Annotated in this window: 22 protein-coding genes; 16 read left to right on the forward strand and 6 right to left on the reverse strand. The window is 65.8% G+C overall.

Translation table 11 applies throughout. From position 1 onward, the window contains the following. The 13 genes from G6N44_RS25755 to G6N44_RS25815 all read left to right on the forward strand — a co-directional run bounded on the left by G6N44_RS25755 (position 1) and on the right by G6N44_RS25815 (position 13217). Positions 1-834, forward strand: a complete 834-nt coding sequence (locus G6N44_RS25755) for a coniferyl-alcohol dehydrogenase (RefSeq protein ID WP_163668932.1) — start codon at positions 1-3, stop codon at positions 832-834. 13 nt (positions 835-847) lie between these two features. Beyond that, a complete protein-coding gene (locus G6N44_RS25760) occupies positions 848-1834 on the forward strand; it encodes a cyclase family protein (RefSeq protein WP_235682876.1) in 987 nt (328 codons plus the stop codon). Between the two features lie 6 nt (positions 1835-1840). Then, positions 1841-2422 carry an NADPH-dependent FMN reductase gene (locus G6N44_RS25765; protein ID WP_163668936.1) on the forward strand — a complete coding sequence of 194 codons (582 nt, stop codon included), beginning with the start codon at positions 1841-1843 and terminating at the stop codon, positions 2420-2422. Further along, positions 2419-3252: an alpha/beta fold hydrolase gene (locus tag G6N44_RS25770; protein ID WP_163668938.1), complete on the forward strand. Its 834-nt coding sequence runs from the start codon at positions 2419-2421 to the stop codon at positions 3250-3252. Before G6N44_RS25765 ends, G6N44_RS25770 begins: the two co-directional genes overlap by 4 nt. Then, positions 3249-4061: an SDR family NAD(P)-dependent oxidoreductase gene (locus G6N44_RS25775; protein WP_163668940.1), complete on the forward strand. Its 813-nt coding sequence runs from the start codon at positions 3249-3251 to the stop codon at positions 4059-4061. Before G6N44_RS25770 ends, G6N44_RS25775 begins: the two co-directional genes overlap by 4 nt. A gap of 109 nt (positions 4062-4170) precedes the next feature. Further along, entirely contained in the window at positions 4171-4836 is a 666-nt protein-coding gene (locus G6N44_RS25780; protein WP_235682877.1) for a TetR/AcrR family transcriptional regulator, read from the forward strand. Further along, positions 4833-5027, forward strand: coding sequence for a ferredoxin (locus tag G6N44_RS25785; RefSeq protein WP_163668942.1), 195 nt, complete (start codon positions 4833-4835; stop codon positions 5025-5027). Before G6N44_RS25780 ends, G6N44_RS25785 begins: the two co-directional genes overlap by 4 nt. Before the next feature lies 1 nt (position 5028). Further along, positions 5029-6258 carry a cytochrome P450 gene (locus tag G6N44_RS25790; protein ID WP_163668944.1) on the forward strand — a complete coding sequence of 410 codons (1230 nt, stop codon included), beginning with the start codon at positions 5029-5031 and terminating at the stop codon, positions 6256-6258. Positions 6259-6285: 27 nt separating this feature from the next. Then, on the forward strand, positions 6286-7455 hold the full coding sequence (locus G6N44_RS25795) for an amidohydrolase family protein (RefSeq protein ID WP_163668946.1): 1170 nt from the start codon (positions 6286-6288) through the stop codon (positions 7453-7455). Next, positions 7452-8720, forward strand: a complete 1269-nt coding sequence (locus G6N44_RS25800) for a M24 family metallopeptidase (protein ID WP_163668948.1) — start codon at positions 7452-7454, stop codon at positions 8718-8720. The genes G6N44_RS25795 and G6N44_RS25800 overlap by 4 nt, the downstream gene beginning before the upstream one ends. After that, on the forward strand, positions 8710-9843 hold the full coding sequence (locus tag G6N44_RS25805; protein ID WP_163668950.1) for a M24 family metallopeptidase: 1134 nt from the start codon (positions 8710-8712) through the stop codon (positions 9841-9843). Before G6N44_RS25800 ends, G6N44_RS25805 begins: the two co-directional genes overlap by 11 nt. Continuing rightward, on the forward strand, positions 9836-10795 hold the full coding sequence (locus tag G6N44_RS25810) for an enoyl-CoA hydratase/isomerase family protein (protein WP_163668952.1): 960 nt from the start codon (positions 9836-9838) through the stop codon (positions 10793-10795). Before G6N44_RS25805 ends, G6N44_RS25810 begins: the two co-directional genes overlap by 8 nt. A gap of 4 nt (positions 10796-10799) precedes the next feature. Further along, a complete protein-coding gene (locus G6N44_RS25815; RefSeq protein WP_163668955.1) occupies positions 10800-13217 on the forward strand; it encodes a CaiB/BaiF CoA transferase family protein in 2418 nt (805 codons plus the stop codon). A 7-nt stretch (positions 13218-13224) separates the two neighbouring features. Here G6N44_RS25815 and G6N44_RS25820 read toward each other — a convergent pair whose 3' ends face one another. After that, the gene (locus G6N44_RS25820; protein ID WP_163668957.1) at positions 13225-14502 is read right to left on the reverse strand and encodes a phosphotransferase; all 1278 of its coding nucleotides are present in this window, start codon (positions 14500-14502) and stop codon (positions 13225-13227) included. Between the two features lie 39 nt (positions 14503-14541). Here G6N44_RS25820 and G6N44_RS25825 point away from each other — a divergent pair, with 39 nt between their 5' ends. Continuing rightward, positions 14542-15366, forward strand: a complete 825-nt coding sequence (locus tag G6N44_RS25825; RefSeq protein WP_163668959.1) for an SDR family NAD(P)-dependent oxidoreductase — start codon at positions 14542-14544, stop codon at positions 15364-15366. On the opposite strand, the gene G6N44_RS25830 is transcribed toward G6N44_RS25825, so the two are convergent. The 3 genes from G6N44_RS25830 to G6N44_RS25840 all read right to left on the reverse strand — a co-directional run bounded on the left by G6N44_RS25830 (position 15359) and on the right by G6N44_RS25840 (position 17371). Further along, positions 15359-16204: a mycofactocin-coupled SDR family oxidoreductase gene (locus tag G6N44_RS25830; RefSeq protein WP_163668962.1), complete on the reverse strand. Its 846-nt coding sequence runs from the start codon at positions 16202-16204 to the stop codon at positions 15359-15361. The two genes, G6N44_RS25825 and G6N44_RS25830, sit on opposite strands and share 8 nt — an antisense overlap. A 71-nt stretch (positions 16205-16275) precedes the next feature. After that, positions 16276-16533 (reverse strand): hypothetical protein, encoded by a 258-nt coding sequence (locus G6N44_RS25835; protein WP_163668964.1) that lies wholly within the window; start codon positions 16531-16533, stop codon positions 16276-16278. A gap of 118 nt (positions 16534-16651) precedes the next feature. Then, positions 16652-17371 carry a TetR/AcrR family transcriptional regulator gene (locus G6N44_RS25840; protein ID WP_163668966.1) on the reverse strand — a complete coding sequence of 240 codons (720 nt, stop codon included), beginning with the start codon at positions 17369-17371 and terminating at the stop codon, positions 16652-16654. Between the two features lie 206 nt (positions 17372-17577). On the opposite strand from G6N44_RS25840, the gene G6N44_RS25845 reads away from it, so the two are divergent. Together G6N44_RS25845 and G6N44_RS25850 are read left to right on the forward strand one after the other, a co-directional pair. Beyond that, positions 17578-18360: an enoyl-CoA hydratase gene (locus tag G6N44_RS25845; protein WP_163670349.1), complete on the forward strand. Its 783-nt coding sequence runs from the start codon at positions 17578-17580 to the stop codon at positions 18358-18360. A 16-nt stretch (positions 18361-18376) separates the two neighbouring features. Continuing rightward, entirely contained in the window at positions 18377-19858 is a 1482-nt protein-coding gene (locus G6N44_RS25850; protein WP_163668969.1) for an adenylate/guanylate cyclase domain-containing protein, read from the forward strand. A gap of 97 nt (positions 19859-19955) precedes the next feature. On the opposite strand, the gene G6N44_RS29930 is transcribed toward G6N44_RS25850, so the two are convergent. Then, positions 19956-20474: a transposase gene (locus G6N44_RS29930; RefSeq protein ID WP_407666112.1), complete on the reverse strand. Its 519-nt coding sequence runs from the start codon at positions 20472-20474 to the stop codon at positions 19956-19958. Further along, positions 20462-21085, reverse strand: a complete 624-nt coding sequence (locus G6N44_RS29260) for a transposase domain-containing protein (protein WP_197907474.1) — start codon at positions 21083-21085, stop codon at positions 20462-20464. Before G6N44_RS29260 ends, G6N44_RS29930 begins: the two co-directional genes overlap by 13 nt. Between the last annotated feature and the right edge of the window lie 225 nt (positions 21086-21310).

Below are 21310 nucleotides of genomic sequence, written 5' to 3' on the forward strand. Positions count from 1 at the left end.
GTGACCGCCCTGGACGAGCTGGTGCGCTACGACGGTAAACACGTCGTGGTCACCGGCTGCGCGTCGGGTATCGGCGCCGAGGTCACCCGCGCGTTGGGTGAGCTCGGCGCCCGGGTGACGGGTCTGGACATTCGACCGCCCGATCACCTGCCCGAGGAGTTCATCGAACTGGACCTGGCGGACCCGGAGTCCGTCGATCGTGCCGCCGGCGCGGTCGGTGGTCCGGTGGACGCCCTGTTCAACGTGGCCGGTGTGTCCTCGGGCATCGGCAACCCGCTTCTGGTGGTACGGATCAACTTCCTGGGCACCCGGCAGTTCACCGAACTGCTGGAAGGCCGCATTCCCGCGGGTGGATCGATCACCTCGGTGTCCTCGTTGGCGGCATCTGGGTATCGGGAAAATCGTGGTGTCACAGCGGGTTTGATACGCACCCGGTCGGTCGATGAGGGGTTACGATGGTGCGCTGAGCACCCCGAGGCACTGGCCGACGGCGGCTATCGACTGTCCAAGGAAGCCGCGATCCTGTACGCGATGTCCCGGGTCGCCGAACTCGGTGCGCGCGGGATCCGGATCAACTGCACGGCGCCGGGCGTCACCGACACGCCCATTCTCGACCAGCTGCGCTCGGCCTACGGTCAGCAGTACCTGGATTCGTTCACCACCCCGCTGGGCCGCAACTCGGAGGCTGCCGAACAGGCGGCGCTGCTGGTATTCCTGGGCGGCGCGGCCGCCAGTTACGTGACCGGGCAGGTGATCTGGGCCGACGGCGGCATTCTGGCCCAGCGGGAGGCTACCGTGATCGATGCGGTAGACGAGTCTGAGCAGAGGAGCTAGCTTGGCCGGAACGATGAGCGACTTTCGCAAGGTCGCCGACGATGTGCGCAACTGGGGACGCTGGGGTTCTGACGACGAGCTCGGGACACTCAACCTGATCACTCCCGGCAAGGTCGCCGAGGGTGCGTCACTCGTCAAGCAGGGCAAGGTGTTCGCGCTCGGCGGTGACTTCTCCTCGGCCGGCCCGCAGGGGGCGTTCCAGTTCCGGCAGAACCCGACCCATGTGATGACCGTCGACGGTGGGGACGCGAATACGCTCGCGCAGTACGGGCCACAGTGGCTGCGCAATTCGGTGGCCCATCAGGTCAGTGAGTTCTTCGTGGACAATCCGTTCCGCTTCAACGACGACATGATCGTCATGCCGCTGCAGGCGGCCACGCAGTGGGACGCGCTGTCGCACGTGTACTACGAGGACAAGCTCTACAACGGGTTTCCCGCCGATTCGGTCACCAGCTTCGGTGCCTTCCACTGTGGTATCGACAAGGTCGACGGCAAGGGCATCACCTCACGCGGCGTGCTGCTCGACGTGGTGCGGCACCGCGGCGCCGAGCAGTTCCTGGAACCGGGCAATCCGATCACCCCGGCCGAACTCGACGACGTGGCCCGCGCGCAGGGGGTGTCCATCACACCCGGCGACATCGTGGTGGTCCACACCGGCTGGTGGACTAGGTTTTTGGCCAGCGGCGACGGAACCGAACCCGGTTCCGGGTTGGACTGGCACTGCGCCTCGTGGCTGCACGATCATCAGGTTGCCGCCGTCGCTGCCGACAATCTGATGGTCGAGGACCCCGATCCGGCCAACGGTGTCGAGGGCACCTTCCTGCCCATGCACATGCTGTGCCTGCGGGACATGGGACTGATGCTCGGTGAGTACTGGGATCTGGGGGCGCTGGCCGCGGACTGCGCGGCCGACGGGGTGTACGAGTTTCAGCTCATCGCCCCGCCGTTGCGGGTGACCGGCGGCGTCGGCTCGCCGGTGAATCCCATTGCGATCAAATGAGGAACTATGACGTCAACTGAGAAAGTCCCGTTCGTGGTCGGGCTCGGCGGCACCTTGCGTGCCGACTCTTCGACCGAGCGGGCCGTGCGGTACTGCCTGGAATCGGTGGAACGGCAAGGGGGCCGGACCCGGATGTTCGCCGGCCCGGATCTGGAACTGCCGATGTACGCACCGCACTCGCTGGAACGCACGCCCGCGGCGCTGGAGTTCGTCTCCGCGCTGCGGGACGCCGATGCCGTGGTGGTGGGCTCACCCGGCTACCACGGTGCGATCTCCGGCCTGGTCAAGAACGCGCTGGACTACATCGAGGATCTCCGCGAGGACCCACGTGTCTACCTCGACAACACCCCGTGGGGTTGCATCAGCTGCGCCTACGGTTGGCAGGCCGCGGTCGGGACGCTGGGGCAGCTACGGACGATCGGTCACTCGTTGCGAGCCTGGCCCACGCCGCTGGGGGTGGCGATCAACTCGGCGGACAAGATCTGGGACGAGTCAGGGGTTTTGACCGAGGGGCCGGTCCGTGGCCAACTCGACATGCTGGCCAGTCAGCTGTTGACGTTTGCCCGGTCCAGCGGGGCGGCGCGATGACGACCGTGGACTTCGCACGTAAGACGATCGTCGTCGACGGTCTGACCACCAGCTACCTCGAAGCCGGGCAGGGGGACCCCGTCGTCCTGCTGCACGGCGGTGAATTCGGTGCCGGCGCCGAACTGGGTTGGGAGCGCGTCATCGGCGACCTGGCCGGGCACTACCGGGTGCTGGCGCCGGACATGCTGGGCTTCGGAGAGAGTGCCAAGGTCATCGATTTCAACGACGGCCGAGGGATGCGGATTCGGCACATCGCTGCGTTCTGCACCGAACTCGGTATCGCTGAGGCGCATTTCGTCGGCAACTCGATGGGGGCGATCAACCTTCTGGTCGACGCCACCTCGGATGCCCCGCGTCTCCCCGTGCGATCGCTCACCGCGATCTGCGGGGGAGGGGAGATCCAGCGCAACGAACATTCGGCGGCGTTGTACGACTACGACGCCACCCTGGCCGGGATGCGGCGCATCGTCACCGCCTTGTTCGCCGATCCGGCCTACCCGGCCGACGAGGCGTATGTGCAGCGGCGGTACGAGTCGAGCATTGCGCCGGGAGCCTGGGAAACCTTGGCCGCGGCCCGGTTTCGGCGACCCGGTCTGGAAGCGCCGGCGATGCCGTCGTCGCAACGGGCCTATGGCCGCATCGGTGTGCCGACGATGATGATCGAGGGGGATCGTGACAAGCTGCTGCCGTCCGGTTGGGCCGCTGAGATCGCCGGTCAGATCACCGGTGCCCGTAGTGCGGTGATCGCCGCTGCCGGGCACTGTCCGCAGATCGAACAGCCCACCGCGCTCATCGCGGTACTGCTGGAATTCCTGAAAGAGGTGCAATGAACGAGCTGGCCGGAAAAGTCGCGGTCGTCACCGGGGGGTCGTCGGGTCTCGGCGAAGGGTTGGTGCGCCGGTTCGCCGCCGAGGGCGCCAAGGTGATGATCGGCGACGTCGACGAGGACCGGGGTACGACATTGGCCGCCGAACTCGGCGAGAACACCCGGTTCCTGCGCACCGATGTCAGTGACGTCGAGCAGGTGGGTCGCCTGGTGTCGACCGCGGTGGAGACGTTCGGTGGCCTGGACGTCATGGTCAACAACGCCGGTGTCTCGGGGCGTATGCACCGCCGGTTCCTGGACGACGATCTCGCCGATTTCGACACCGTGATGCGGGTCAACGTCCGTGCGGTGATGGCCGGAACCCGCGATGCCGCGCGGTACATGGCCGAGCACGGCGGCGGTTCGATCCTCAACCTCACCTCGATCGGCGGCATTCAGGCCGGCGGTGGCGTGATGACGTATCGTGCGTCCAAGGCTGCGGTCATCCAGTTCACCAAGTGCGCGGCAATCGAGTTGGCCCACTACGAGATCCGGGTCAACGCGATCGCCCCCGGTAACATCCGTACCGCGATCGTGGCCAAGTCGGCCTCGCCGGAGGAGCGGGAGCGGATCGAGGAGTTCGAGGCGGGGATCCGGGCGCAGATGCGCAACGACCGCCCGCTCAAGCGGGAAGGCACGGTCGAGGACGTCGCCGAGGCGGCGCTCTACTTCGCGACGGACCGGTCGCGGTACGTGACCGGGACCGTGTTGCCGATCGATGGCGGCACCGTCGCCGGCAAGGTCATCGTCCGCAAGCCCAAGCTCCAGGCCTGACCCCGTCAAACGCCGCCGTCGAGCACCTGTGTGAAGGGTTCGGGGGCGGGCTCGGAACAGTTTAAATCAACTGCTTGACTTAATTACAGGAGAGGCGTTGACTGTAACGGTGACAGCAGCCAGCCGGACCGCTCGCGCCGATCGGGCCAGCAGTACCCAGGAGGCGATCCTCAAGGCGGCCGAGCGGCTCTACGCCGAGCACGGCGTCTTCGCGGTGTCCAACCGTCAGGTGAGCGAGGCGGCCGGACAGGGCAACAATGCCGCCGTCGGCTACCACTTCGGCACCAAGACCGACCTGGTCCGCGCGATCGAGCACAAGCACCGCGGCCCGATCGAGTGCCTGCGCGAGCAGATGGTGGCCGACACCGGCGATTCGGCCGAATTGCGCGACTGGGTTTCCTGCCTGGTGCAGCCGCTGACCGATCACCTTGCGGCGCTGGGGAACCCGACCTGGTACGCGCGGTTCGCAGCCCAGGTGATGGCCGATCCGGCCTACCACGACATCGTGGTCCGCGATGCCCTGAGTTCGGAGTCGCTGGTGCGCGTCATCGAGGGGATGAAGAACTGCCTGCCCGAGCTGCCCGACGAGGTTCGCGCCGAACGCAACATCATGGCGCGCAACCTGTTGATGCACAGCGCCGCTGATCGCGAACGGGCGATGGACAGGGGCGGCAACGTGCCCCGGGCATCCTGGCAGGGCGCGGCCTCGGGGCTGATCGATGCGATCGTCGGCCTGTGGCTGGCGCCGGTTACCCAAGAAAGCGATCTCATATGAAAGTCACTGTCGACCAGGACAAGTGTGTCTCGTCGGGGCAATGCGTGCTCAACGCGAGCGAGGTGTTCGACCAGCGCGACGAAGACGGTGTCGTCGTCCTGCTCGAACCCGAACCCGGACCGGACCAGATCGACGGCGCCCGTCGCGCCGCAGCAGCCTGCCCAGCCCTAGCCATCACTATCGAGGAATGACGTGTCTGAAACCCTTGCCGACTCCGTGACCACCACCGACATCCCCGACTACCCGATGGAACGGGACGCGCGGTGCCCGTTCGCGCCTCCGCCACAGATGCTGGGTAATGCCAAAGGCCTGTCCCGGGTGAAGATCTGGGACGGCAGCACGCCGTGGCTGATCACCGGGCACGAAGAGGCGCGCACTCTGTTCGCCGACGCGCGGATCAGCGTGGACGACCGTAAGTCGGGCTTCCCGCACTGGAACGAGCACATGCTCTCCACCGTCGACAAGCGGCCGCGGTCGGTCTTCACGTCCGACGCCGAGGAGCACACCCGGTTCCGCCGCATGCTGTCCAAGCCCTTCACGTTCAAGCGTGTCGAGGGTCTGCGGCCGGCCATCCAGAAGGTCACCGACGAATGCATCGACAAGATCCTGGCCGGCCCGAAGCCGGCCGACATGGTCGCCGAGCTCGCACTGCCGGTGCCCACGGTGGTGATCAGCGAAATGCTCGGCGTGCCTTACGAGGACCACGAGTTCTTCCAGGAGCACGCCACCGCCGGCCTGGCCCGCTACGCCGCAGCGGACGCCATGCAGAAGGGCGCGATGAGCCTGCACCAGTACCTGATCGACCTGATCGAGAAGAAGCAGGCCGATCCCGCCGAGGACGCGGTGTCCGATCTGGCCGAGCGCGTGACCGCCGGCGAGATCAGTGTCAAGGAGGCTGCACAGCTCGGTACCGGTCTGCTGATCGCCGGGCATGAGACGACGGCCAACGTGATCGGCATCGGCATCCTGGCGCTGCTGGAGAATCCGGAGCAGGCGGACTTCCTGCGCAACGCCGACGATCCGAAGGTCATCGCCAATGCGTGCGAAGAGCTGATGCGCTACCTGTCGATCATCCAGAACGGCCAGCGCCGTATCGCCGTCGAGGACATCGAGATCAGCGGCGAGACCATCAAGGCCGGCGAGGGTGTGATCATCGATCTGGCTCCGGCCAACTGGGACGCCAAGGCCTACCCGGAGCCCGACAAGCTGGACCTCAGCCGAGATGCCGGACAGCAGTTGGGTTTCGGCTACGGCCGTCACCAGTGTGTCGGGCAGCAGCTGGCCCGCGCCGAACTGCAGATCGTGTTCCACACCCTGCTGCGCCGCATCCCGACGATGAAGCTGGCCATCCCGTTGGACGAGGTGCCGTTCAAACACGACCGCCTCGCCTACGGCGTCTACGAACTTCCCGTGACCTGGTAACCGACAGCCCTGATTGGAGTACCACAGATGACTGCTTCGACGACTCTCTATCCGCCGGAAGGCTTTGGTGCACCGAAGAATCGCCGTGGCCACGCGACGGAGGGCGGCCTCACCGGACTCCCCGAGGGCACCACGATCTTCTCGGCCGACAACCACATCTCGGTTGCCGACGACATCTTCTACGATCGTTTCCCCGACGACCTCAAGGGTGCCGCGCCGCGCATCTGGTACGAGGACGGCGCCTACATGGTCGGGATGAAGGGCAAGGCCTGGACCGGAGGCGATTTCGGGCGCGTGCTGATGCAGTACGACGACCTCGCCGGTGCGGCCACGAATAACATCGCCGCCCGTATCCGCGAGCTCAAAGAGGACGGCATCGACAAGGAGCTCGCCTTCCCCAACGCCGTGCTCGCCCTGTTCCACTACCCCGACAAGGGGATCCGTGAGCGGGTGTTTCGCATCTACAACGAGGTGATGGCGGAACTGCAGGCGAACAGCAACGGCCATTTCTACGGCGTCGGGTTGATCAACTGGTGGGACCCGAAGGGCTGCCGTAGCACCCTGGAACAGCTGAAGTCGCTGGGCCTCAAGACGTTCCTGCTCCCGCTGAATCCGGGCAAGGACGACGAGGGCAACATCTACGACTACGGCAGCACCGAGATGGACGCGGTCTGGGACGAGATCGAGGCCGCCGGTCTACCTGTCAGCCACCACATCGGCGAGACGCCGCCCAAGACTCCGTGCCAGAACAACAGCGTCGTCGTCGGCATGATGGTCAACGTCGACTCGTTCCGCGAACAGTTCGCCAAGTACGTCTTCTCCGGCATCCTGGATCGGCATCCGAGCCTGAAGGTCGGCTGGTTCGAAGGTGGAATCGCCTGGGTGCCCACGGCTTTGCAGGATGCCGAGCACATGCTCGCCTCGTACCGGCACATGTTCAACCATGAACTGCAGCACTCGGTCCGGCACTACTGGGACCACCACATGAGCGCGTCGTTCATGGTCGATCCACTGGGGCTGCGATTGATCGACGAGATCGGTGTCGACAACGTGATGTGGTCGAGTGACTACCCGCACAACGAATCCACCTTCGGCTATTCGGAGAAGTCGTTGGCCACCGTCGTCGAGGCGGTCGGGCCCGAGAACGCCGTCAAGATCGTGTCGACCAACATCCAGAGGTTCCTGGGATTGGTATGAGCACTGCCACTCAAGCCGGCGTAACCCAGATCGCCCGAACCGGCTTCACCCCGCTCGACATTCCCGACGAGCCTGACCTGGCCAGGATGCGTCGAGAGGTCGGTGTGCGTCTACACGCCGCGATGTCCGACCAGGGCGTGGATGCGCTCGTGCTGCTCGGCAACTCCAACGTCATGTACGCCACCGGCATCGCCTGGCCGCTGGCCGACGCGGGGCTGTCGCACGTCGAGCGGCCCGTCGCCGTCGTGCTGGCCGACGACGAACACCCGCACCTGTTCCTGCCGTTCCGTGAGGGTGCGGCCATGGAGACAGGTCTGCCCGAGGACCACCTGCACGGGCCGGTCTATCTCGAATTCGACGAGGGCGTAGCGGAGTTCGCGAAGATCCTGGCCACGCTGGTGCCTGCCGGTGCGACGGTTGCGACCGACGAGCTGACCGGGGCGATGCGGCTGGCCGGTAGTGCCCTGTTCCCCAGTGCACCGGTGGATGCCGCCCCGGTGATCGGCGCGGCGAAACTCGTCAAGACGATCGACCAGATCGCCTGCGTCCGCCGGGCTTGTCAGATCACCGAACAGGCCATCGCCGAGATCCACAAGTCCCTGGCGCCCGGTATCCGGCAGATCGACCTGTCTGCCGAATTCGTGCGCCGGACCTTCGAACTCGGTGCCACGACCAACATGTTCGACTCGATCTGGCAGGCCATGCCCGCATCGAAGGCAGAGGGCACCTGGACCACCACCGGCGATCTCGCACTGCCGCTGCTGACCACCGAGCGTGAACTGCAGCGCGGCGATGTGCTGTGGACCGACGTGTCCATCGCCTACCACGGCTACTGTTCCGACCACGGGCGCACCTGGATCGTCGGTCAGGACCCGACGGCGGCTCAACAGAGGCAATTCGACACGTGGAGCGGCATCGTCGACGCGGTGCTCTCGGTGACCAAGGCGGGTGCCACGTGCGGTGACTTGGGCCGGGCGGCGACTGCGGCCGGCGGCGGTAAGAAGCCGTGGCTTCCGCACTTCTACCTGGGACACGGTATCGGTACCAGCGCAGCTGAAATGCCGATGATCGGAACGGATCTCGGCCAGGAGTGGGACGACAACTTCGTCTTCCCGGAAGGCATGCTGCTGGTGTTCGAGCCCGTGGTGTGGGAGGACGGCACCGGTGGCTATCGCGGCGAGGAGATCGTGGTGGTGACCGAGGACGGGTGGATGCCGCTGACCGCATATCCGTACGACCCCTATGAGGTGTCCCGTGGGAACTGAGATCGAGGCTGACGGCCGGGCACTGCGCGTCAGTCGACGGGAGCGGGCCATCGCACAGATGGAGGCCCACGACCTCGATGCGCTCGTACTCGGCAGGCAGGCCAATGTCCGGTACATCTCCGGTGTCCCACAGCTGTGGGTGGTAGGTACCAGGCCTTTTGGGCCGATCTGCACCTTCGTCCGCGACACGGGTGAGATCCACCTCAACAGCACCTGGGACGAGGGCATCCCCGAGGAGATTCCACGCGAAAATCTCTACGGCTTCGCATGGAACCCGATGACCCTCGTCGGTGTACTGCAGAACATCAACGGCTCCGATTCGGCGTGGCGCATCGGAACCGATGCTCTGACACCGACCTTCGCCAAGCTGCTGCCGATGGCCTTCCCGAACGCGGAACTGGTCGACGGTGAGCAGGCGATGCGGGCAGCGCGCCGAGTCAAGACCGGTGAGGAGATCTCGGCACTGCGACGCGCCTTGGTGGTCGCCGAAGCGGCCCTGGCCAAGGGTGTTGCCGAGGTGGCTCCCGGAGTTACCGAGAAGCGCCTTGCCGGGGTGATCTTGGAGGCCGAAGCTGCCGGGGGAGTGAGCACCCCGGCCACCCAGGACGCCGCATGGGTCACCTCGAAGGACCACCCGTGGCGTCGTGTCGGAGGTGACGGCCGGGTGCGCGAGGGTGACCTGGTGGCCCTGTCGGCGGGTGTACTCGCCGACGGTTATGTCGCGGAGGTCGCGCGCACGGTCTACGTGGGCGAACCGTCCGACGCGATTCGATCGCTGTACCGACGGCGGGATGCCCTGTGGGACAAGCTGCTTGATGCCTGCCGACCGGGTAATCCGACCAGCGCGTTGCTCGATGCGTACGAGCAGGCCGGCGAACCGGTACCGGCGATGCCGGTAGCGCATGGGCTCGGGTTGGGATTCGACCCGCCCGTTGTCTCCCCGAGCCTGCGGGCGACCGCCGAGGCCGACATCCTGGAGCCGGGCATGGTCCTTGCCGTGACCGGCTATGTCTGGGAACAGGGCGTCGGTGCGGTATTCACCCGCGATGCCGTAGTTGTCGGAACCGATGGACCCGAAGTACTCACCCAAGCCCGAACAGACAGTGAGGCGGCACATGCCTGAGCGTCCCACCCCCGAAGAGATCATTCTCTACGAGAAGGACCCCAAGACCAAGATCGCCACCATCACGTTCAACCGGCCGGAGTTCCTCAACGCGCCGACGTCGATGGCCCGGTTGCGCTACGCCGATGTGTTGCGGGCGGCCAACGCCGACAACGACGTCAAGGTGGTGATCATCCGAGGTGTCGGGGACAACCTGGGCAGCGGGGCCGATCTGCCGGAGTTCATGGAGGGCAACGACAATCCGGCGGTGCGGCTGGCCGAGTTGCGGCTGGAGGACGACGGAGTCGGTGAGGTCACCTACCCACCGAAGGGCACCTTCCGCAACGGCGCCACTATCAGCTCCTGGTATGCCAACTCCCAGGCGGGTAACCGCGCCCTGCAGGACTTCAAGAAGATCAGCATCGTCGAGGCCAAGGGCTACTGCTACGGCTGGCACTTCTATCAGTGCGCCGATGCGGATCTGGTGATCTCGTCCGACGACGCGCTGTTCGGCCATCCGTCATTCCGGTATCACGGCTGGGGGCCACGCATGTGGACGTGGGTCCAGATGATGGGCCTGCGCAAGTTCCAGGAGATGGTCTTCACCGGCCGGCCGTTCACGGCGGCGGAGATGTATGACTGCAACTTCCTGAACAAGGTGGTGGCGCGAGACCAGCTGGAGGCCGAGGTGCAGAAATATGCGCTGGCCTGTACCCGGAACCGGCCGGTGGACACCGTCTTTCAGCAGAAGATGTTCTTCGAGATCTTCAAACAGCAACAGGGCGAGTACATGGGCAGCCTGCTGTCCGCGTTCTTCGAGTCGATGGGCAACGGGGTGGCCAACGACAGCGATGAGGACCTGGACATGTTCGAGTCGATCGATTCGGGGCTGTCGGCCGCGGTCAACGACAACGACAGCAAGTTCCCCCCCGACTTCCGGTTGTCCAAGAAGAACCGGGCGAAACCCGAATAGGCACATGAGCTCACCACTTGACGGGTACACCGTCATCGACCTGTCGTACGGGATCGCCGGGGCGTACGCCACCAAGATTCTCGCCGACGGCGGCGCCGATGTGATCAAAGTCGAAGCCGCCGAAGGTGACCCATTGCGCCGGTGGTCGGCGTCGGGTGCCGACATCGGTCCGGACCGGGATGGCGCGTTGTTCGCCTTCCTGGCGGGCGGGAAACGCAGTGTGATCCTGGAGTCCGGTGACCGTGAACTCCTGGACCGGTTGGTCGCCGCGGCCGACGCCGTCATCTGGTCTCCGGAATCGCCTGTCGCCCAGTCGCTCGCACCGGAGGACCTGTTCCGGCGATACCCCCATCTGATCGTCACCACGATCACGCCGTTCGGGTTGGACGGGCCGTGGAGTGACCGGGCGGCCACCGAATTCACCCTCCAGGCCTGGTCGGGCGGCGCCATCGGGATCGGCCGTGGGGTGCAGGACCGGGCGCCGGTATCCATCGGCGGGCAGGTGGGCGAGTGGCTCACCGGTGCCTACGCAGCGGCGATGACCCTGGCGTTCCGGGAGCGGGCACTGCGTGACGGTCACGGCGAGCTGGTGGACCTGTCGGCGCTGGAGGCGCAGATTCTGGGGCTGACCTATTATCCGGTCACCTATTTCGAGATGCTGGGCCGGCCGTGGCGCACCGAGCGCAGGCCCACCGTGCCCGGGGTGGCCGAGGCGGCCGACGGCCTGGTGGCCCTCGGATGTGGAACCGCCCAGCAGTGGTGGGATCTGTGCGCGATGTCGGGTCACGACGAGTGGATCGACGAGAACTCCGAGCTCACCATCACCGAGCAGGCCAACCTGCACGCCGAAGAGTTGTACCGGTGGTTGCGCGACCAGAACGTGGACGACGTCCGAGAACTCGCATCGGCCTTCCGGATCCCGAACTCACCGGTCGGCAACGGTGAGAACGTCACCGCCATGGACCATTTCGTGGAGCGGAAGGCATTCGTCCGCAACCCGCAGTACGGGTTCACCCAGCCTGCCGCGCCGTACCGGCTGTCCGGTGTGACCCTGCGCGAGGCGGCGCCCGCGCCCCGCCTCGGCGAACACTCCGCGCAGATCAGGGCAGCGGAGCTGACTCCGCGCGACATCCCCACCGACAGGCCCGGGACTGATCGGTTGCCGTTCAGCGGATTACGCGTGCTCGATATGACCACATTCTGGGCCGGCCCCTCGTGCACCCATCCGCTCGGCATGCTCGGCGCTGAGGTGATCCACCTCGAATCGACCCCACGCCCGGACGGTACGCGGCTGATCGCGGGCATCCCGGCCACCGTGGAGCAGTGGTGGGAACGCTCGCCGATCTTCAGTGCGCTCAACACCAACAAGAAGAGCCTGACCCTGGATTTTCAGACCGAGCAGGGTCGGGACCTACTGCGTCGGCTGATCGCGACCTGCGATGTGGTTGTCGAGAACTTCACCCCGAGGGTGATCGAACAGATCGGACTCGACTTCGATTCCCTGCGGGAGCTGCGCGAGGACATCATCATGGTGCGCATGCCGGGCTTCGGGCTCGACGGGCCGTGGCGGGACAACCCGGCATTTGCCTACATCATCGAGGATGCGTCGGGGCTGAGCTGGCTCACCGGATATCCGGATCGTGCTCCGTTCGAACCGTATTCGATCGGTGACCCCAATGCCGGGGTGCATGCGCTGTCGGGACTGATGCTCGCGCTCGAGCATCGCCGCCGCACCGGGCAGGGGACGCTGGTAGAGGCCGCGATGGTCGATGCGGCGCTCAACGTAGCCGCCGAGCAGGTCATCGAGTACTCGGCCTACGGTGCACTGCTGCAGCGTGACGGCAACCGGGGTCCGGCCGCCGCGCCGCAGAACATCTACAAGTGCGCCGATATCGACGAGTTCGGCCGGGCGGACAGCTGGGTGGCGATCGCGGTCGGCACCGATGCTCAGTGGGCCGCACTGCGGGCGGCGCTGGGGCAACCGGGCTGGGCCACGGACCCGGAGTTGGATTCCGCCGCCGGGCGCCGGGCGCAGCACGATCTGATCGACCGGGAACTTGCCGCCTGGTGTCTACCGCGCAGCGGAGACGAGATCGTCGAAACCTTGTGGCCCGCAGGTATTCCAGTGGCCAAGGTCATGCAGCCGCACCGGCAGCTGGAACTGGAGCAGGTGCGATTCCGGCGGTTCTTCGAGCATGTCGGGCACCCGGTGAACAACGCGGCACCACACAGCACCCTGCCCGTTTCGCTGGCCGATGGCCCACGGTCGCTGCATCGGCAGGCTGCACCGCTGCTGGGCGAGCACAATCACGCACTCCTGGCCGAGCTGGGGCTGTCCGAGGAGGAAATCGCGGCACTGGCCGACGACGGCGTGATCGGTACCGAGCCCGGGGTGGGAGGCCGTCGCAAGGCGGCCCGCTGATCCGGGCTCAGGCCCGCTCGAACGCGTCGAGCATCGTCCCGAAATCCTCGGTGTCCCAGAGGTGCAGGACGTTGCTCAACATCAACAGCTGAGCCCGGACCGGCTCGTTGTGCGCGATCCGAGGGTCGAAGCGATCGATGGGGCCATCCGGCAATGCTGTGTGCAGGTAGGCCGGTGCGTCGAGCAACCAGGTCACTCCCATCAGTGCGGCATACAACATGAGTTGAGTACGTAGCGTGGGCAGATCGAGTGCGGGTCCACCTGCGGCCCGGAACTCGCCGGCGAAATGTGTCAGCAGCGCGTCGAGGTGGCGGGCCCAGATCTCCGTCTCGGCGCTACACAGTGAACCCCACAGGGCCATCGCGACATTCATGACGCTGACGCAGCCCCAGTCCATCAGTCCGCAGCCCGGTGTCCCGTCGGGTTCGGTCCAGAACCAGGCGTTGTCGACGTTGGCATTCCAGTGGCACAGCGATACCTGGTCGTCGGTGGCAGCCAGCCAGGTCATGATCGCGTCCTCGGCCGCGGCAATGCGGGCGACGTCGGCGAGCATGCGCGTGGTGAACTCCGGTTGCCCGACGACGGGCGGCAGCAACGCCGGATACCGGGCCGCGAATGAGGTCAACCGGTGGACTTGGGCGGCGAGCTCGGCAGGGGAGTGGAATGCCCGACTGCCGACGGTCACTTTCGCTGCGTCGTAGCGGAATTGCTCGGTCACCCTGTCGGGGAGCGCGCCGCCGTGATGTGCGCCCGCCAACCGTGCGACCGACGTGAGCAGGGCGCGGTAATGCCCGACGGGATCGGGCATCTGATAGTCCAGGCATTTGGCGTAGTGCGGTTCGATCCCGGCGGTGCCGAAGGAGATCCGTTCGCTCAGAAGGATTCCTGTGCACGAGGCCTGGTGGTAGTCGGCGAACAGACAGAGCGGCACCGTGACGGGAAGACGGGTGCCGGCCGACAGCGTACCGAACGCCACCTCAAGCTCCATCTGCGATTTCCCGCGGTCCCGGCGGGGATTGTCGAAGTCGCGGGAGAACTTGACGAACAGTTCCGTGGGCAACCCCTCGACCGGATGGGCATATCTGACATCCAGCAGCGCCTTGCGTCCGGTGCTGCCTCCGGCACAATCCTCCAACCGGGTGATCGCGCTGACCCGGTTGTCCTTCGGGAGAACGCCGAAAGTGCGGAGGGCTTCGGTCAGGAACGCCGGCCCGGCCTCGCGGAGCGTGTCCGGATCAGCGGGAAACTCAAGCCCGGTGCCGTCGCCGGTCACCCAACGTTGCATCTAGCCTCATCGCCGGTCGAGCCAGTAGCGTCAATGCCCATGGCTATCAATCCTTCTGACATTCTGCTGACCGGACAGGTGGCCGTCGTCACCGGCGGTGGCAGCGGCATCGGTCGGGGTATCGCTGCCGGCCTGGCGGCATTCGGGGCTTCGGTGGCGATCTGGGAACGCAACCAGGAGAGCTGTGCCGAAGCCGCTGCGTCGCTCGGTGTGCTGGGGATCGTCACCGATGTGCGGGACGCCGAACAGGTGGATGCCGCGCTGGCGCAGACCACCGCGGAGCTGGGGCCGGTGCGCATCCTGGTCAACAACGCCGGGGGTGTGTTCGCCTCGCCGCTGCTGGAGACGAGCGAGAACGGTTGGGACGCACTGTATCGGAGCAACCTGCGCCACGTTCTGCTGTGTACGCAGCGGGTTGCGCGCCGGCTGGTTGCCGACGAATTGCCTGGCAGCATCATCAATCTCACGTCGATCGAGGGAGTGCGTGCGGCTCCCGGCTATGCGGCGTACGCAGCGGCGAAGGCCGGCGTCATCAATTACACCCAGACTGCGTCGTTCGAGTTGGCGCCGCACGACATCCGGGTCAACGCGATCGCCCCCGACCTCACCCTCACCGAGGGGCTCATGGCGCTGTCCCCGGACGGGCCGCCGTCGGGTATCGCTGATGGCATCCCGCTGGGCCGGGCCGGTCACGTCGACGAAATCGCAGGAACGGCAGTCTTTCTCGCTTCCGGTCTGTCCGGTTACCTCACCGGACAGACGCTTCACGTCGACGGCGGCACTCGGGCTGCGGGTGGCTGGTACCGCCACCCGCAGACCGGCGCTGCCACACTTGGTCCGGGCCAGGGAACCGGACCTACTTGAGGCAGCTTCCCGCGTCGACCGGCAGTGTCACACCGGTGATGTAGCGGGCCTCGTCGGAGGCCAGGAACAGCACGGCGTTGCTGATGTCCACGGCCTCGACCCACGGGATGGGCAGGGTGTGGAAAAGCTGGCAGATCGGCGCCATGTCGTCGGGGCCCGGGTTCTCCAGGTCGGGCCGGAACATCTTGAAGGTGCCGTCGTTGTGCAGCATCGGGGTCGCCACGTGGGTGGGATGCACGGTGTTGCAACGGATGTTGTGCTGGCCGAGCTCCACGGCGAAGCCGCGCATCAGGCCGACGACGCCGTGCTTGGCGGCGACGTAGTTGCCGCAGTGCGGGTAGGCCTTGAGGCCGCCGACCGAGCTGGTCAGGATGATCGACCCGCCGCGGCCACCCTCGATCAGGTGCGGCACACCGGCTTTGACCGACTTCCAGACGCCCGAAAGGTTGATGTCGATCATCTCGTCCCAGTCCAGCTGGCTGGTCTCGTGCAGGACGTCGCCGCCGTTGCCGATACCGGCGTTCGCCACGATGACGTCGAGGCGGCCGAGCTGTTCGACACCGCTGTCCACGGCCGCCTTGATCGCATCGGCATCGCGGACATCTACCTCGGCGGTGACGACGCGACGGTTGAGCCCCTTGATGAGATTCGCGGTCTCGGCCAGATCATCGGAGGTCGACGCCGGGATGGCGGTCTCCACGCCGGGCCGGATCGGTCCACAGATGTCGATTGCGATGATGTCGGCGCCCTCCTGCGCCAGCCGTACCGCGTGGCTACGTCCCTGGCCACGGGCCGCGCCGGTGACGAACGCGACCTTGCCTTCCATCCGTCCAGTCATTGATTGCCCCAGTTCTGTTTGATGACGTGCTACATACTCGGTGAAAATCTGTGCAGCTGCTCAGCACTCTTTCACCGGGCGCTTATCGTGTCAACGACAGATACGTTTCGGGCAGTTTGCACTCTCGGTTTGGAAGAACAGAATTCTCGGTCCGTCATGGTGGCCGTGATCTGCGACGGGTCCATGGCCGAGCGCAATCGGAATCCGGATATCGACGTCGCGGTGGCTCCCAGGCCGCACAGTTCGCCGGCCTCGACGCCGATCTTTTCGGCACCGAAGACATGAACAGGGGTCAGTTCCAGGTGCGGATGCTCGACGATCGAGCGCATCGCGGGGATCCCGACGGTGCCGGTTGCTCATGGCGCGACGCGAGAGTGGGAAGTCCGGAGATCGGGCACGCGCCTGAGTGTCAGGAGCGTTCTACCTCTAAGAGAACGAAATTCTCAACTAGCTGGCGGCGAATCCGCTGGCGCAGAAGTCCCAGACTTCGTCGGCCGAGATCGGGTTGATCGACGCATCGTCGTTGCCGCCGCTCGATTGCGCGACGAACATCACGGTCTGCATGGTCATCGCCGCCATCCGCCGCGGGTTGATGCCCGAGCGCAGTTGACCGGCCTCGGAGGCTTCCTCCATGAGCTCGGTGAGCAGGGCCAGCAGCGGCGCGTGCGCGACCTTGACCTCCGACGGATGTGAGACCAGCAAACGCGGCGCGAAGTCGGTGAACAGCGGCCGCTTGGCGGCCGGATCGGGCCGCGAGGATTCGAACAGCAGCTGAATGGCGATCTTCAGTCGCTCGATCGGTTCACCCTGTGTCGAGGTGGCCGCCCGGATCTGGTCGGCCGACCGGCTCAACGCGTCTTCGAACAGCGCGAGCAGGAGTTCGTGTTTACCGTCGAACTGCAGGTAGAAGCTCCGCAAGGACTGGCGGGACCGGTCCACGACCTCTTGGACCGTGAAGTCGGTGCTGCCCTTCTCGATGATGATCGCCTGGGCGGCATCAAGGAACCGTTGCACGCGCTGGGCGGCGCGCAATTTGGCCGTTTTGATCGACCGCTCGACAGCTCTCTGCTTCCACGCGGGTTCTTCGCCAGCGGTAGTCACTGGCGGTTCCGACGCTTGTCGAGTGGGGAGAACATGAACTGACTGTACCGGAGAACGCCTTGCCATTGTGCTGTCAGACCCCCTCGCGGCCAGTGTGTCGGAGATTGTAACTTTCGTACTGTGAGAATAGTATTCTCATTGCGGGAATTATAGAAGTCCTTTGGGAAGAAGGGTTTCGTACAAATATTCGGCGCCGCCGGGGCGCTGTTTGCCGGTAGGTGGCGCGTCGTGAAGACGGCTGTCGGGTGGCAGCGGTGAGCAGAAGGAAACACGTGTATATCGACTACGACGTCGCCGATTCGATCGCCACGATCACTCTGAACCGGCCGGAAGCCGCCAACGCGCAGAATCCTGAACTACTCGACGAACTCGATGCCGCCTGGACCAGGGCCGCCGACGATCGCGAGGTGAAGGTGATCGTGCTGCGGGCCAACGGTAAGCATTTCTCCGCGGGCCATGATCTCCGCGGCGGCGGCCCGGTGCCCGACAAGATCACGCTCGAATTTCTCATCGAGCATGAGTCGCGCCGCTATCTGGAGTACACGCTGCGGTGGCGGAACGTGCCCAAGCCGTCGATTGCGGCGGTCCAGGGACGCTGCATCTCCGGCGGCCTGCTGCTCTGCTGGCCGTGCGATCTGATCCTGGCCGCCGACGACGCGCTGTTCTCCGATCCGGTGGCCCTGATGGGCATCGGCGGTGTCGAGTACCACGGCCATACCTGGGAACTCGGTGCCCGCAAGGCCAAGGAGATCCTGTTCACCGGCCGCGCCCTGACCGCCGAGGAAGCCGAACGCACGGGCATGGTCAACCGGGTGGTTCCGCGTGACGAACTCGATGCCCAGACCGCCGAGTTGGCTGCGCAGATCGCACAGATGCCGGCGTTCGCGCTCCGCCAGGCCAAGCGGGCGGTGAATCAGACCCTCGACGTACAAGGGTTCTACGCGGCCATCCAATCGGTGTTCGACATCCACCAGACCGGGCACGGAAACGCCCTCAGCGTCAGCGGCTGGCCGGTGTTGATGGACATCGACGGGATGAAGCAGAACATCAAGTAGGCCTGGGGCTCTCGACGTGGGGGCGATCCGGCTCAGCATCAGCTACGCGGCCCGACAGATCTACGCGCAGACCACCGCGGCAGCCGCGGTGACACTCGTGGTGCTGGCGTTGAGCCGCAATACCGTCGGCGATGCACGTCAGCTGCTCACCCAGGCGAATCTGGTTGCGCTGATCGCGCTGATGGTCGCGGCCGCGATCGTCGATACCGTCGTCGGTTGGGTCAACGTCCATCCGACGTTCAAATGGTTTGCCGCGGGGGAGAGTCCGACACCACAACAGCAGCGCGCTGCCATCCGGATCGCACCGCGGCAGACCATCATCCAGTTCACGACGTGGGCGGTGAGCGCGCTCGTGTACACGCTGCTGAACCTCGATGCGGGAGGGGGCGTCGCCTACGTCATGGGCGGTGCGATCCTCTTCGGTGGCATCGCGGCCGCCTGCATGGGATTCCTGGTGACCCAACGGATGTTGCGGCCGATCGTCGCGGCGTCGCTGACCGCTTCCTCGGCCACTATCGGCCGCATGCCCGGTGTACTGGCCCGGCTCATCACGATCTGGACCCTGTTCAGCGGGTTGCCCATGCTGGGGATCGCGTTGATCGTGTTGGCCCGCTCCAACGGCTGGTTCGTGCAGAAGACGGCGCCGGTCGAGGCCGCCGTATTGGTGGTCGCCGTCATCTCGCTGGTCTTCGGTCTGCGGTCCATGGTTCTCGTCGCCCGTTCGGTCTCCGATCCGATCGGGGAGGTCGTGCTGGCCATGAAAGCCGTCGAACGCGGTTGGTCCGGTGTGTCGGTCAAGGTGTACGAGTCCTCCGAGATCGGCCGGCTGCAATACGGATTCAACCGGATGCTGGCCGGCCTGACCGAGCGGAACCGGTTGCGGGACCTGTTCGGCCGGTACGTCGGGGTCGACGTGGCCCGCCTTGCCTTACAGCAGGGTGGCGCGGTCACCGGCGACGTCCGTGAGGCCGCCGTCCTCTATGTCGACCTGGTCGGTTCGACCGCACTGGCCGCCTCGCGGCCGCCGCAAGAGGTGGCGCAGCTGCTGAACGGGTTCTTCAAGATCGTGGTGGACACCGTCGAACGCCATCACGGTCTGATCAACAAGTTCCAGGGTGACGCCGTGTTGGCGGTGTTCGGTGCACCGTTGCGGTTGGACAATCCGGCCTCCTCGGCGCTGGCCACTGCGCGGGCGCTGGTGCCACGGTTGCACGAACTGCCGGATGTGGAATTCGGCGTGGGCATCTCGTGCGGCTCGGTGTTCGCGGGCAACCTCGGTGCCGAGAACCGCTACGAGTACACCGTGATCGGTGATGCCGTCAACGAAGCCGCGAGGCTGGCCGACCACGCCAAGGATCGGGAGTCGACCGTGCTGTGTTCGGGAAGCGCGCTGGCCCGTGCCGACGCGGACGAGACCGAGCACTGGGCGGTGCGCGGGTCGACGGTCCTGCGTGGCCGTTCGACGGCCACCGTCTTCGCCGAACCCGTCACCCCCTAGCGCCAATGCCGCGCAGTTAAGGTCCGCGCCCTGTTGTCAACCGTCGAGGATTTCGATGGTGATGGCGGTTGTGTAGTTGGTGCGGTCGATGGCGCCTTTAGCCCGGTGCTTGGAAATGGCGCGTTTGACCACTCGGGGACTCGAGCGTGATCGCCGCGCTGGTAGCGGCTGGTTGAGGGCGGCGGCTCCGATGCAGCCGATCAGGTCGATGGTGGCGTCGGCGATCGTTGCGGCGGCGTGAATGACTTGGTCGCGGGCGGTGTTCAGGGCGACGGTGAGGCTCAGCCGGTCGGGGCCGATGTCGGGACGGGCCAGTGCGGTATCGGCCAGGGCGGTGCGCAGGGCCTGGTAGGTGATCAGCAGTGCGTAGACCTCTTGGGTGATGCCGGCGGGGTACCCGCGCGCAGCACTCGTCCGCCAGAATGGTCGATTTCAATTCCAGGTAGCTGGTTTCAATCTCCCACCGTTGATGGTAGAGCTCGACCAGTTCGTCTGCGGGATATTGCTTTTCGTCTAGCAGGGTGGTGACCAGGCGGTAGTGACCGTAGCGGGTCGCCCCGCCGTCGAGCCGCACGCTGATGCGGGCGTCGATCACCCGCACGGTCACCGCGCCCATCCGTGCCAGCCACGTCCGGTCCGCCAGCGTCTTGATCGGGGCAGCACACGGGCGTCTTTGCAGCGGATCAGCAACTCGGCATGGGTCGAGGCGATCTTTTCCACGAGAGCTGTGACGGCGAAGTTGCGGTCAGCCAACAGCAGCATGTCTGGTTTCAGGCACCGCAGCAGCGTTGGTGCATAGGTGGTTTCGCCTACTCCGTAGGCGCCGAACACGGCATCGACGACGGTGCGGGTGCCACACGCCACGACCGTCAGCATGCGCAGCATCGGATACCCGGACTCGGCGTCGGGGCGGCCGGTTTGGCGGCCGAACGCTGCGGCGTTGGCTGCACTGTTGGGCACGAACATCGAGGTGCCGTCGATCGCGCAGACCAACAGCCCATGCCAGCGCGTCGCGCCGACAGCCGGGCCGCGTACCAGGGTGAACAATTCGCGCAGCGGGGCAACTCCGACACGTCGCAATGCTTGTGACAGTGCCGAAGAACCCGGTGCGGCCACGGTGACCGGATCCAGGCCGGCGACCAGCCGCGCCCAGACCTGCTGGTATCCGATCTCGGCGAACAACGCCCCGGCCAGCAGCAGGTAGACCACGACCCGCGAGGGCAGCACCCGAACACGGCGCTGTACGCGGCCGGTGTTCTCAAGGCGGCATCTACAAGATCGGCGGACACGATCCGGGTCAACTCGCCCAGATGGCCCGGCGCGAACCGGCCCTGACGACCCGGTGGCCCAGGACAGATGACAGACTGAACAGACAGCGGAACTCCCTGGTGAGATGGTGTCTTTGGACGGACAATCCATCGATACCGGGAGTTCCGCTGTCCTACCGGCATC

The sequence above is a fragment of the Mycolicibacterium alvei genome (genome assembly GCF_010727325.1).
GTDB lineage: Bacteria > Actinomycetota > Actinomycetes > Mycobacteriales > Mycobacteriaceae > Mycobacterium > Mycobacterium alvei.